The following is a 13,398-nucleotide window of genomic DNA, read 5'->3' as shown; positions in this document are numbered from 1 at the left end:
TTAAAAAAAAGGGGAAAATTCAAATTGAATTTTCCCCTTTTTTTTATGATGTTTAGAAACTAAGCAACTTAGAACCTTAGTAGCTTAGCAACTCGAAACTATGTTAATTGAAAATTAATTGCTGCTTGTGTGTGTATTAAAGTTGTGTCAAAAATCGGAACATTTAAGTCTCCTTCTTTTATGACTAGCGGAATTTCAGTACACCCTAAAATGATCCCCTCTGCTCCGTTTTTTATCAATTCATTTGCTATTTCTAGATAACGTTTTTTTGTCTCTTCTGTTGCAAGTCCTCTTCCTAATTCTTCAAAAATCGTATAATGAATGAAATCTTTGACTTCTTCGCTTACTGGAATTATTGTTTCAATTCCTTTGTCAGCAAGTTTGTCTTTAAAGAAATCCAATTCCATAGTAAATTTCGTTCCCAAAAGACCTACTTTCTTCAGCTGTTTTTTCTGAATTTCAATTGCTGTTTCTTCAGCAATATGAATAAGAGGAATATCAATAGCATTTTGCAGTCTATCTGCAATTAAATGCATGGTATTGGCACATAAAAGAATAGCTTCTGCCCCGCCCGATTTTAAAACTTCTGCAGCTTTCAAAAGCATACTAAAAGTCGAATCCCAATCGTTGGCATCGTTATTCTTTTTAATATCGGCATAATTAAAAGAGTAAATCAAACACTCAGAGAAATTCAATCCGCCGAGTTTTTCATTAATCCCTTTATTAATTAAAGTATAATAATCTGATGTAGAAACCCAGCTGATTCCGCCGATAAGTCCAATTTTCTTCATATATTTTGATTATTCGATTTCTTTGATTCCTTTTATAAAAAGCCATTTCATAAAAAGCTTTTCGCCGTCTTTGGTTCTCACAGCTTGAAATTTAGGACCAATAATAGTTCCAATTACAAATGCCGTCATCGGAATCCAAATTCCAGTCAGTCCTGTATAAGCAGCAATCAAATATCTAAATGCAAGAAATAGAATTGCAAAAGCTGCTAATTGGTATAAAAAAGCTCGTAGTTGTAGTTTTGACATGTTTTTTTAGAGTTGCTAAGGTTCTGAGATGCTAAGATGCTAAGTTTTTCTTCTTGCAACTTATATTCTTAGAAACTTAAAATTTATTTTAAATTATATTTTTTTCATTTCACTAAAATTCTTAGCATCTCAGAATCTTAGTATCTTAGAAACTTATGACTGAAATTTCGTTCTCTTACTTCCTTCGTACATTTCGTATTTCACCAAACGCGCTTCAAGACTTCCGTTGAAAAGTTTGATTTTTCTTGACGGTTTTAATCCTACAAATTTTAAAGCTTCAAGATTTGCCGTGATAAACCAAGCATTTGTTCCAGGATAATTTTTCTTCAAAGTGTCTCCAATATTAGCATAGAATCTTTCCATATGAATATCTAAACGCTCATCGTAAGGCGGATTGAAAACGATATGAAGTTTTCCTTCTGTTTCTTTTTCCGTCTCAAAGAAATTTTCTTCGTAAACCTTAATATAATCTTCTAAATTGGCATTTCTGATATTGTCTTTGGCTTTGTTTACAGCACTTGGTGCTTTATCAAAACCTTTAATCGTATAATGAAACTCGCGTGTTTTTTTCATCAAACTATCCACAATTGTATCAAACAAATCATTATCCCAATCTTTCCATTTTTCAAAAGCGAACTCTTTTCTGTTGATGTTTGCTGGAATATTGCAGGCAATCATAGCCGCTTCAGCCAAGAAAGTTCCAGAACCGCACATTGGATCAAGGAAATGGCTTTGCCCTTCCCATCCAGACAATAAAAGAATTCCAGCTGCTAAAACCTCATTAATTGGCGCAATATTCGTAGCTGTTCTATAACCACGCTGATGAAGAGAAGCCCCTGACGTATCTAAAGCTACAGAAACCTGATCTTTATCGATATGTATATTAATGCGTAAATCTGGATATTGCTTGTCTATGCTTGGCCTTTGCCCTGTTCTTTCTCTAAACTGGTCTACAATTGCATCTTTACATTTCTGAGAAACAAATTCAGAATGATTGAAATACGTAGAATGCACAGTGGTATCAATCACAAAAGTCTGATTCGCATTTAAATATTTTGACCAGTTTAAACCCGAAATACCTTTGTATAAAGCCTGCTCATTATTTGCTCTAAAAGAATAAATTGGTTTAAGGACTTTAAGAGCCGTACGCAAAGAAAGATTGGCTTTGTACATAAAACCTTTATCTCCTTTAAAGCTCACCATTCTCACTCCTTTTTCAACATCTTGAGCTCCAAGTGTGCGCAATTCTTTTTCTAATATTTCTTCAAAGCCAAAAAAACATTTGGCAATCATTTTAAAATTTTCTTCCATTTCTTTTTCAATTAAAAAAAGCCAATCGCTATAACATTTTATTATACTGGTATAAATACGTATCGAAGCGAAATAGTTATTTTTCGGCAAAAATACACTAAATTTGCCGGACTTTGAATTAATTGAAATAGAATAAATGTCTCAAGAACATAACGCATCAACCCCAAACCAAGAAGACGATAATCAAAACTGGTATTCTTCATGGTTTGATACGCCATATTATCACATTCTATATAAGGATCGTAATTATCGTGAAGCTCAGATTTTCATGGACAATTTAACGCATTACCTTAATTTGCCTGAGAAAGCAAAAGTATTGGATTTAGCGTGCGGAAAAGGCCGTCATTCTATTTATTTAAATCAACTTGGCTATGATGTTTTAGGAGCAGATTTGTCTGAAAACAGTATTGCCGAGGCCAGCAAAAACAGCAACGAAACACTGCATTTTAAAGTGCACGATATGCGCGAGCCGTTTGAAGAAAAGTTCGACGCTATTTTTAACCTTTTCACTAGTTTTGGCTATTTCGAAAGCGACGATGATAATCTAACAACCTTAAAGGCAATTAAGGAAAGTCTGTCTGAATATGGTTTTGCTGTTATCGATTTCATGAACGTGGCAAACGTTATTGAAAATCTTGTGCCTGAAGAAGTAAAAACGGTTGACGAAATTGATTTTCACATCAAAAGATATGTTGAAGACGGACATATTTTCAAAGAAATTGATTTTGAAGACAAAGGCAGAAAATATCATTTTACAGAAAAAGTAAAAGCACTAACTTTGAAAGACTTTCAGGATTTAATGGACGAAGCTGGAATTTTCCTTCTGGACATTTTTGGAGACTATAAACTCAAAAAATTCCATAAAACTGAAAGCGAAAGATTAATCATGATTTTTAAATAAATTGGTTAATCATTTAATTGTTTAACCGTTTAATCGGCAAAGAAAACAATTAAACGATTAAGCGAATCAACGGTTAAACAAATATAAATGAACTATTTATTACCTTTATTTTCTGTACTTTTAGGATATAGCGCGGCTTTGTTTATAAAACCCGAAAACAAAACCAATTTAAAATTGCTGCTGGCTTTTAGCGGTTCTTTTTTATTGTCATTGACCGTAATGCACCTTCTTCCTGAAGTTTACGAATCGCATAATCATAATATCGGAATCTTCATAATGGTCGGAATTTTATTCCAGATCGTACTCGAATTTTTCTCAAAAGGAGCAGAACACGGACACGTTCACGGACATGCAAAAATGTCTCAAATTCCGTGGCTGTTGTTTGCCAGTCTTTGCATTCATGCCTTTTTAGAAGGCTTTCCAGTAAGCCATCACCACGGTTTGGCTGTCGGAATTGCCATTCATCACCTTCCAATCGCTGTAATCTTAACGACATTTTTCATTAATGCCGATTTAAACAAAAAAGCCATTTTTGCGTTCATGCTTACATTTGCTATCATGACACCGCTAGGAACAGTAGCTTCTGAATATTTGCCTTTTTTGAGTAAATATTACACCGAAATAACAGCAATCGTAATTGGTATTTTATTTCACATTTCATCAACGATTATTTTTGAAAGCAGTGAAGGGCATAAATTCAACATTGCCAAAGTTTCGATGATTGTTCTCGGAATTTTATTGGCATTCTTTTTATAATGTGTCAATTAGGAAATGTGTCAATTAGAAAATTATCATTATCTAATTGGCACATTTTTTTAATTATCTAATTTAGTTAGCCCTCTTCTTCTCGTCCTGATTTCCGAAAGCGCGTTCCTTAACATTAATCTTTTTATTTCCAAAATTGTAAATCACAGACAAACGCACAAAATGATTGCTTTCATTTTGGCTATAAACCTGTTTCACACCATTTACAACCGAAGTGAAATCTTTTAAATAAGAAGTATTAAAAATATCATTGGCTAAAAAGGCAATTTGAAGCGTTTTATTCAACAAATCTTGTTTGAAACCAATATCAAAACTTGAAACATAACCAATCTCATACAAACCGCTTTTAAAAGGTGAACTATAATTGAAATCAATTTGAAGTTTCGTGTTTTTTCCTAAAACAAATGTATTATTTGTCGTGAAATCAATCTGTAAACTATTTGATGGCGTTGCATTTAAGCCGTTTATAAACTTCGTTTCAGACCCCAAAAAGTACAATGTATTTTCGCTTTGCCACCAGTCTGCAAAAGTTGCCGAATAAGTTTCGCCAACACCGTAATTCAAGCCATTATAATAATTCTCACGCGTTACGATTTGCGTATTTGTTTCTGGGTTTGAGGTAAAAACAATTCCATATCCGTTTGTAATGGCATTTACAAAAACACTTGTTCTTAAAACTTCTTTATAAGAATGCGACAATTCAAAATTATCACTAAATGAAGGCTTTAAAAACGGATTTCCCTCAGAATAACTGTTACTATTAATATAAACCCTAAAAGGATTCAGCAAATCAAAACGAGGTCTATTGATTCTTTTCCCATAATTCAAACTAAAACTATTATTCTCGTTTTTCTTGTACGAAGCATAAAAAGTTGGAAACAGCTTCAAATAATTATTTGTATTCTCCTGATTCAGCGTTTCAGAAAACCCGTTAGTCTGGGTATTTTCAAGTCGCAAACCCATTTGAAGATTCCACTTTTCGTTTATTTTTTTATCTCCATTAATGTAAACCGCCTGATTATTTTCAGTGTATTTAAATCGATTTGATTGACTCGGATCTAATTCTGGAGTTCCTGTAGCAGTATTGTAAAAAACGACATCGCTTATGCTATTGGTAAAGCTCATTTTTGCTCCATAAGATAAATTAAACGATGGCAAAGGATGCTCCATATCTGCCTTAAAACTCCAATTGTCAATATCCTGATTTGAAATATTTCTCCCTGACTGATTTACATCAATAAATATCATATCCGGCGTATAATTATTAGCAACAAAATTTCGGTCGAAATTAGAACTGAAATCAAAATAATCCACATCAAAAGATAGTTTTCTTTTTGAATCCAATTTTGTAATCAAATGCGCGTTGTAGGTTTGATTTCTTGAAACTTTATCGGTATAACTATCATTTAGCGTCACATTATCCAATTGGTTTTGATGATTATAATTATCAATTCTAATATCCGATTTAAAATCTGGATTATTTCTGTCGTTTAAATATTGAAAACCAATTGTCGTACGCTCTGAAAGATCATAATCTAAAGCTAGTTTTCCCGAAAGATTTTCTGTTTTTACTTTTGTTGTACTGTACATGTGCGATAATCCGTCAGGAAAATACATTTTTAAATCGTCTGTTGCGTTCAAATAACCTGTTTTACCATTAATGCTGGCAGAAAATCTAAACTTATTTTTATTATAGAAAAAGTTGTCTCTCAAAGTCCCAATCCCATATTTATTCTGATCGTAAGAAACCGTCGTAGTATTTTTCCAAGAATCGCGAACTCCTTTTTTCATGATAATATTAATCAAACCTCCAGTTCCTTCTGCATCATATTTAGCAGGCGGATTACTAATGATTTCAATATTTTTAATATCAGCAGACGAAATAGATTTCAAATAATTATTCAATTCCTCTCCTGTCAACTCAATTATTCTGCCATCAATCATAACAGGAGAAGTTCCTTTTCCTAATATCGTAATGGCATCATTTTTTACCACAACTCCCGGTGCAGTATTAATGGCTCCCAAAGCGTCTCCACCAACCGTTGTAACGTTATTTTCCAGATTGTAAATCAGACGATCTGTTTTCTGCTCGACAGTTTTCTTCTTATTCTGAACTACAACTTCTACCAAATGTGTTGCACTTTCTTTTAAAATAATTATTCCTAAATCAGTATCCTTTTCAATAATGGTTTCTTTTTCATATTCTTCAAATCCCAAAAGACTAATCTCTATTTTATAAGTTCCTTTTTTAAGATTTATTTCAAAAGAACCATCTTGTTTGGTTGTAGTTCCATCAATAATTTTTCCTTCTGAATTTGATACTGAAATATCTGCCCATTCCAATGGCATTTTTTCGCTGGCTATTTTTCCTTTTAACTTAAGTGATTGTGCTAAACAAAATAAAGGAAATACTAAAAAGATAAGAAGGTTTACTTTTTTCATGGTTTCTAATTTTAACTTGTTCGATTAATTTGAAGCAAAGTTGCCTTAGAAAATCTGCCTATGCGACCGACAAAAAAAAGTCGAACCAATTTCTATTTCTAAAACTGGTTCGACTTTAATTAGCTTGAAGTACGACTTTTTACAAAGCGCTTATTTTTAACTATTTCTGTATGCTGTAGGCGTCAAATTTGTATATTTTTTGAATGAAGTATTAAAAGAAGATTTCGAATTAAAACCCACTTCATACAATATTTCCAACACTGTAACCTGGTTTTTCGATTGATCTTTCAGAATATGCATCGCTTTTTGAATGCGGTATTCATTCACAAAATCAAAAAAATGCTGGTCCATATGATGATTAATTAAAACAGATAAATCTCTAACAGGCATATTAATTTGATTTGCCAATTCTTGAATCGTAAGCGATGGATCAAGAAACGGCTCTTTATCTACCATGTATTGTTTTAGTGCCGATATCTGAGTATTAATCAGATCGTTTTGCTCACTGCTAGTTTCTGTTTTTTCTTCAACCTCAGGCAGAATATCTTTGGTTAATTTCAGTTTAGAATTTACTCCTCTAAAAAGCTCTGGATGTTTTAAAGCTTTCATTATAAACCAACAAGTTATAAATAAAGCAATAGTTCCAACAAGCACATTTGCCCATAAAAAAACTTCTCTAAAACCGCTATATCGAAGTACATTTTTTAATGCGACAATAGAATGCGCCACTAGAAATACGCAAGTCATTTGAAAAAGCCATTTATAAGTCGAAATACCTGTATTGGCATAATTCTCCAAATAGATTTCTTTATACTTCTTCAAAATCAGAAAAACGCTTACGATATAAAAACCATACTGCAATTCGATTAAAATCTGAATAAAATAGATTTCAGACATTTCATTTAATGTGCCAATGAAACTTCCATTCACAATGCTTAAATATATTCTAGGTATAAAAATTAAATTGACTATTACAAAAGGAAGCAGATGAATTAAATGTTTCCATTTCAATTTAAAATCAGAATAACAAACGGCTAATACATAAAGATAAAACGATGGCATTCCCAACAGACAGAAAGTTGCTCTGAAAATTTCTAAATTTCGGTGATCTTCTGTATACAAGTACATAAAGAAACCGCTAAGATCTATAGCCGAAAAAATAAAAAACAAAGCAAAAATGCGGTTTGACAGTTTATTTTCTGTTTTAACAGTCAGTAAAAAAAAGGCCATTAATAAGGAAACAAAAACAGAAATTCGAGCAATTCCCTGTAATAAATCTAATTTGTCCATTTATCTTTTATGAATATTAAACAAATATAATATTTTAGTTTATGTAACAAAGCCTTATTAAAACCGTCTTTATGCAGAAAACTAGAAGAAAAAAATTGATTTTAAATCTCTGAGACTTTGCAAGATTGATATAAAATATATTAATTTTGACGAGTCTAAATAACGATAAAATGACATTTACGAAAACTACTGAACAAGCCTCAAAATATGAACATTTAGAGAAGATGTCTGTTCATGAACTGTTATCTAATATAAACCAAGAAGACAAAACTGTGCCTTATGCAGTCGAGAAAGCTTTGCCGCAAATAGAAGCTTTGATCCCGCAAATTGTTGCAAAGTTAAAGCTAGGCGGCAGATTGTTTTATATTGGAGCAGGAACTTCTGGTCGACTTGGTGTTGTTGACGCTTCTGAATGTCCGCCCACTTTTGGCGTTCCTTTTGATTTAGTAAATGGCATTATTGCTGGCGGTGATACAGCCATAAGACGTGCTGTAGAAAACGCCGAAGACAGTACAACAAATGCTTGGATCGATCTTCAAAATCACAACATCAATTCAAACGATGTGGTTATTGGAATCGCTGCGTCTGGAACTACTCCTTATGTTATTAGCGGTTTAGAATCATGTAATAAAAACAATATTGTAACGGGATGTATTACTTGTAATGCAGGAAGTCCACTGGCTTTAACAGCACAATTCCCTATTGAAGTTGTTGTTGGCCCGGAATTCGTTACGGGAAGCTCTAGAATGAAAGCTGGAACTGCACAGAAATTGGTTTTAAATATGATTTCTACCGCATCAATGATTCAGCTTGGAAAAGTGAGAGGAAACAAAATGGTTGACATGCAATTAAGCAATATCAAACTTGTTGATCGAGGCGTTAAGATGATTATGGACGAGATTTCGGTTTCGTATGATGAAGCTTCTGAATTATTAAAAAAATACGGCAGCGTGAGAAATGCTGTAGATAATTATAAAAAGTAAAAAGTATTTTGCTTTGCAGTTTATTTTAACCGCAATCCCGATAGCTAACGGGAGCTAAGATTTACGCAAGGTTCGCAAGTTTTTTCAAAGCTTTGCGAACCTTGCATTTTATTAAAGTTTCTAATGTAAAAAAACTTTGCGAACTTTGCGGTTAAACACAAGTCAAACAACTTGAAACTAAAAACATGGCTACAAACAAAGAATTACTAAAAAAAGGAGTGAAATATTTATCAGGCGCTCTGCCTCTTATGTTTCTTGGCCCAACATTGATTTATAATGCTTTTCAGAATCAAAGTAACAATTGGCATTATCTTGTTTTAGGAATCGGAATTGTAGCTTGCCTTTCTTCTATGCTTTTAATCTTTTTAGGGTTGAAAATCATTATGAAAGGTATTTTTAATGACTAAATAAGCAATCAACAAACCTAACAGGTTTTGAAAACCTGTTAGGTTTAATATTTATAAAACATGGAAAGTCTAATTCACATTCAGAAAACATTTGAGAAAGTTGTTTACATCGATAAGAAAATAAATAATCGCGAGTTTGAAGATTGTGTGTTTAAAAATTGTGACTTTTCCAGCAGTAATTTTGGTTCTAATACTTTTTTAGACTGCGAATTTATTGACTGCAATTTATCTATGACCAGTTTAGCAGGAACGAGTTTAAAGAATGTCACTTTTAAAAACTGCAAACTTCTCGGAATCGCTTTTAACGAATGTGATGATTTTTTATTTCAGGTATATTTTGAAGATTGTACTTTAGATTATGCCTTATTTTCTAATAAAAAAATGCCTAAAACCAAATTTATTAATTCTTCTGTACGCGAAGTGACTTTTATCGGAACCAATTTAACCAATTCTGTTTTTGACAATTGCAACCTTGACGGCGCTATTTTTAACGAAACGCAATTGGCGGGAGTTAATTTTAAAACGGCTTACAATTATAAAATTGATCCTGAATTTAATCCAATGAAAAAAGCTCAGTTTTCTACTGAAGGAATTGTTGGATTATTGGATAAATATGACATTAAAATCGTTTGATTATGAATGCAGATCAATCTTACCTAGAAAGTGTCAAAAAGCAATTTTTATATTATAAAATGCTTGGAGAAAAAGCCATTGATCAACTTGAGCCATCACAGCTTTTTGTTTCTTTTAATGACGATACTAATAGCATTGCTACAATCGTAAAACATATTTCTGGCAATATGCTTTCGCGATGGACAGATTTTCTAACTTCTGATGGTGAAAAAGAATGGCGAAACCGTGACTCTGAATTTGAAAACGACTTGCAATCTAAGGAAGAAGTTCTGGAAGTTTGGAACAAAGGCTGGACTTGCTTCGAAAACGCTCTAGAAAGTTTAAACCCCGAACAGCTTTCAGATATCATTTACATCAGAAATGAAGGCCATACTGTTATTGAAGCCATTAATCGCCAATTGGCACATTATCCTTATCATGTCGGACAGATTGTTTTTTATGCCAAACAATTGAAAAACAGCGAATGGAATAGTTTATCAATTCCGAAGAACAAATCGGGAAATTATAATGCTGAAAAGTTTGCCAAAGAAAAAGAAATCAAGAACTTTACCGATGATGAATTAAAGAGATTGAAATAATTTATCTTTCTAAATATGAAATCAAAAGATAACGAAACGCATCAATTTTTACCAAGCGGAGAATGGGAAGGATTTTATTGCTATTCTAATTCGTCTGCGCAACATAAAATGTCTATTGAATTGAGTTTTTCAAATTCAATTATTACGGGTTCTGGAATTGATGATGTTGACTCTTTTCGATGGAATGGTTCTTATAATTTGGAACATTTTAAACTTAAAATGGTAAAAACTTATCCAACACATATTATTAATTATGCTGGAGATATAGACGAAAACGGCATTTGGGGTGTTTGGGATAATCCTGAAGACTTGAGTTTTTTTTCTGATTTTTCGCCAAACGTTCTTCAACAAATTAAAGCTATGACAAAAGGAGGTTTTCATATCTGGCCAAAAGCAAACAAAAGCGAATCTAAAGAGGAAGTCAGAGAAGAAGTCAAAGAATCTAAAAAACTGAAAGAGTTTTATATTCAAAAAGTTTAAATTATATACAAGTGTTTCTTGTTATCCTAATGCCCTAGCCCCGATTGCAATGGAAATCCTTTTTATTTTTTCTTTAAAAATAAAAAGATTGAAATGGAAAGCGGGATTAGCTCCTAAAAAAACAACTTAATTAAAATGAAAAAAATACTATTCTTATTTCCGGTACTTGCTTTAGTATCTTGTTATAATACAGAACACAATTGCAAGGATTTTAAAACTGGAAAATTCAAATTTGAAACAGAAGTCAACGGCGTTAAAAAAACAACTTATTTTGAACGCAAAGACGATATTGAAATCGAAACTTTTGAAGGAAAAACAGATACGGCAACCATTCGCTGGGTAAGTGACTGCGAATATGTGCTACAGAAAAAGCATCCAAAAAATATGGCTGAAGAAAAAGCTATCAGCATGAAGATTTTAACGACTTCTAAAGATTCTTATACTTTTGAGTTTGGTCTGGTTGGTTCTGAAGAAAAACAGCGAGGTACAGTTTATAAAGTAGATTAAAAGAATTAAGCTTTTTTGCCACAAAGGCACAAAGACTCCAAGGATTTATTTCTTTGCGACTTTGTGCCTTTGTGGCAAATTATTATAACGTGTTTCTTTTACATTTCTATTTTAAATAGTACATTAGAACTTTAATCCAACCAAATGAAAAATACCATTTCACAAAGAGTTGCAGACTTTTTAAAAGGATATCCGCCGTTTAATTTTTTGCATCAGAGAGATTTAGAAAAACTGTCTGAGCAGATTTCTATTATATATAAAGAAAAAGATGCTGTAATTTTTGCCGAAAATGACAAAACGCACGACTCATTTTATGTAGTTCATAAAGGTGCTGTCGCTCTGAAAAAAAGCACTAAAAATACGGTTTTGGACATGTGCGATGAAGGCGATATTTTTGGACTTCGTCCGCTTTTAGCGCAGGAAAACTATATTATGGAAGCGGTAGCGCACGAAGAAAGCATTTTGTACGCTATTCCGATTGCCGTTTTTAAACCTTATGCGCTAGAAAATAGAAATGTTGGCAATTTCTTGATTGAGAGTTATGCTTCTAATACGCGAAATCCGTATTCGGATATTCATAAAGATAAATTATATGGTGACGATCAGCTGAATGAAAATCTGCATTCCAGCAATCATTCCTTCGATTTAGCGCCCATCAAATATTCGAAAAAAATAGTTACCTGCAGTCCGTCAACGACAGTTAAGGATGTTGCTAAAATTATGAATAAGAAAAAAGTCGGTGCTATTTTGATTGTTGATGAAATGCTTCCGATTGGCATTTTGACCGATAAAGATCTTCGAAACAAAATAGTTACAGGCGATTTTCCGATAACGACAACTGCCGAAACGATAATGACAAAACCGGTAATTACGTATCCTAAAAAAATGACGGTTACTGAGGCGCAAATGGCAATGATGAAAAGTAATATCAGTCATTTGTGTTTAACAAAAGATGGAACTGTAAATACCAAAGCGGTCGGAATTTTATCGAAACACGACGTGATGGTAGCGCTCGGAAATAATCCAGCGGTTTTGATAAAAGCGTTGAAACGTACCAAAAAGATTAAAGAGATAAAACCAATTCGTAACCGAATTATGCAATTGCTTCAAGGTTATTTGGATCAAAACATTCCAATGACTTTGATTACCAAAATCATTACCGAATTGAATGAAGCCTGCACTACTCGAGTTATCGAAATTTGTTTAGAAAAAATGAGCAGCCCACCACCTGTAAAATTTGCTTGGTTAGCACTTGGAAGTCAAGGACGTGGTGAACAAATGCTTCACACCGATCAGGATAATGCGATTGTGTACGAAAATGTGAATGAAGTTTTTAGAGATGAAACTAAAATCTATTTCTTAAAATTTGCCGGACTTGTAAATAAAGGTCTTTTTGAAATTGGTTACGATTACTGTCCTGCCGATATGATGGCTTCAAGTCCAAAATGGTGCATGAGTTTGGATGAATGGAAAGCTCAAGTGCATCATTGGATTACAAATCCTGGAAAGAATGAAGTTTTACTTTCGTTTATTTTCTTCGATTACAGTAAAACTTATGGAGATGCCGAAACTGTAAATCAATTATCAGATTATATTTTTGAAACCATAAAAGCCAATCCAATTTTTTATATGCATTTGGTGAGTGGTGCTTTGCAAAGCCCTTCTCCTACAGGTTTCTTTAGACAATTTCTGGTTGAACAAGACGGCGCAAACAAAGATAACTTTGACATTAAACGAAGAGCTTTAATGCCTTTAACCGACGCAGCGCGTGTTTTAATTTTATCGCATTCTGTAAAAGGAATCAGTAATACGGCAGAGCGTTTTGAGAAACTGGCTGAACTGGAACCAAATAACAGAGAATTATATTTATCGTGTTCTTATTCGTTTAAAGCTTTACTGAAATTCAGAACCAAACAAGGATTACTGCATCATGATTCTGGTCAGTTTATCGAATTGGAATCTTTAACCAAAATGGAAAAAATTAAACTGAAACGTACTTTTAAAACGATTAAAGAACTTCAGGAACTTATTTCAGTACGTTTTAATATCTCAAATCTGGTATAA

The 13,398-nt window shown here is 32.9% G+C and carries 14 protein-coding genes; 9 read left to right on the top strand and 5 right to left on the bottom strand.

Annotated features, from left to right (window positions below; all coding sequences use genetic code 11):
- Positions 1 to 98: 98 nt before the first annotated feature.
- The 3 genes from ACNRYB_RS12325 to ACNRYB_RS12315 form a co-directional block, all read right to left on the bottom strand.
- The gene (locus ACNRYB_RS12325) at positions 99 to 791 is read right to left on the bottom strand and encodes an aspartate/glutamate racemase family protein (RefSeq protein ID WP_473727420.1); all 693 of its coding nucleotides are present in this window, start codon (positions 789 to 791) and stop codon (positions 99 to 101) included.
- Positions 792 to 800: 9 nt separating this feature from the next.
- The gene (locus ACNRYB_RS12320) at positions 801 to 1,037 is read right to left on the bottom strand and encodes a hypothetical protein (protein WP_111366710.1); all 237 of its coding nucleotides are present in this window, start codon (positions 1,035 to 1,037) and stop codon (positions 801 to 803) included.
- Positions 1,038 to 1,190: 153 nt separating this feature from the next.
- Entirely contained in the window at positions 1,191 to 2,348 is a 1,158-nt protein-coding gene (locus ACNRYB_RS12315; RefSeq protein ID WP_473727419.1) for a THUMP domain-containing class I SAM-dependent RNA methyltransferase, read from the bottom strand.
- 136 nt (positions 2,349 to 2,484) lie between these two features.
- Here ACNRYB_RS12315 and ACNRYB_RS12310 point away from each other — a divergent pair, with 136 nt between their 5' ends.
- Both ACNRYB_RS12310 and ACNRYB_RS12305 read left to right on the top strand, forming a co-directional pair.
- The gene (locus tag ACNRYB_RS12310) at positions 2,485 to 3,249 is read left to right on the top strand and encodes a class I SAM-dependent methyltransferase (protein WP_129748659.1); all 765 of its coding nucleotides are present in this window, start codon (positions 2,485 to 2,487) and stop codon (positions 3,247 to 3,249) included.
- Between the two features lie 87 nt (positions 3,250 to 3,336).
- A complete protein-coding gene (locus tag ACNRYB_RS12305; RefSeq protein WP_129748658.1) occupies positions 3,337 to 4,005 on the top strand; it encodes a ZIP family metal transporter in 669 nt (222 codons plus the stop codon).
- Between the two features lie 72 nt (positions 4,006 to 4,077).
- Here ACNRYB_RS12305 and ACNRYB_RS12300 read toward each other — a convergent pair whose 3' ends face one another.
- Entirely contained in the window at positions 4,078 to 6,456 is a 2,379-nt protein-coding gene (locus ACNRYB_RS12300; RefSeq protein ID WP_473727418.1) for a TonB-dependent receptor domain-containing protein, read from the bottom strand.
- A 156-nt stretch (positions 6,457 to 6,612) separates the two neighbouring features.
- Complete coding sequence (locus ACNRYB_RS12295) at positions 6,613 to 7,746, bottom strand: helix-turn-helix domain-containing protein (RefSeq protein WP_473727417.1); 1,134 nt, start codon at positions 7,744 to 7,746, stop codon at positions 6,613 to 6,615.
- Between the two features lie 170 nt (positions 7,747 to 7,916).
- Here ACNRYB_RS12295 and murQ point away from each other — a divergent pair, with 170 nt between their 5' ends.
- The 7 genes from murQ (at position 7,917) to ACNRYB_RS12260 (ending at position 13,398) form a co-directional block, all read left to right on the top strand.
- Entirely contained in the window at positions 7,917 to 8,729 is an 813-nt protein-coding gene (gene murQ, locus ACNRYB_RS12290; protein ID WP_473727416.1) for an N-acetylmuramic acid 6-phosphate etherase, read from the top strand.
- Between the two features lie 185 nt (positions 8,730 to 8,914).
- Positions 8,915 to 9,136: a DUF6095 family protein gene (locus ACNRYB_RS12285; protein WP_308854552.1), complete on the top strand. Its 222-nt coding sequence runs from the start codon at positions 8,915 to 8,917 to the stop codon at positions 9,134 to 9,136.
- Positions 9,137 to 9,196: 60 nt separating this feature from the next.
- Positions 9,197 to 9,769, top strand: a complete 573-nt coding sequence (locus ACNRYB_RS12280; RefSeq protein ID WP_473727415.1) for a pentapeptide repeat-containing protein — start codon at positions 9,197 to 9,199, stop codon at positions 9,767 to 9,769.
- Between the two features lie 2 nt (positions 9,770 to 9,771).
- Positions 9,772 to 10,347, top strand: coding sequence for a DUF1572 family protein (locus ACNRYB_RS12275; protein ID WP_473727414.1), 576 nt, complete (start codon positions 9,772 to 9,774; stop codon positions 10,345 to 10,347).
- A gap of 15 nt (positions 10,348 to 10,362) precedes the next feature.
- Positions 10,363 to 10,827 carry a hypothetical protein gene (locus ACNRYB_RS12270; protein WP_129748650.1) on the top strand — a complete coding sequence of 155 codons (465 nt, stop codon included), beginning with the start codon at positions 10,363 to 10,365 and terminating at the stop codon, positions 10,825 to 10,827.
- Between the two features lie 135 nt (positions 10,828 to 10,962).
- A complete protein-coding gene (locus tag ACNRYB_RS12265) occupies positions 10,963 to 11,334 on the top strand; it encodes a DNA topoisomerase IV (protein WP_473727413.1) in 372 nt (123 codons plus the stop codon).
- Between the two features lie 144 nt (positions 11,335 to 11,478).
- A complete protein-coding gene (locus ACNRYB_RS12260) occupies positions 11,479 to 13,398 on the top strand; it encodes a DUF294 nucleotidyltransferase-like domain-containing protein (protein ID WP_473727412.1) in 1,920 nt (639 codons plus the stop codon).

It is taken from the genome of Flavobacterium sp. CR10 (assembly GCF_055814415.1).
The sequence above is the reverse complement of the archived record's forward strand: the minus strand, read 5'-3'. Positions and strand labels throughout refer to the sequence as shown.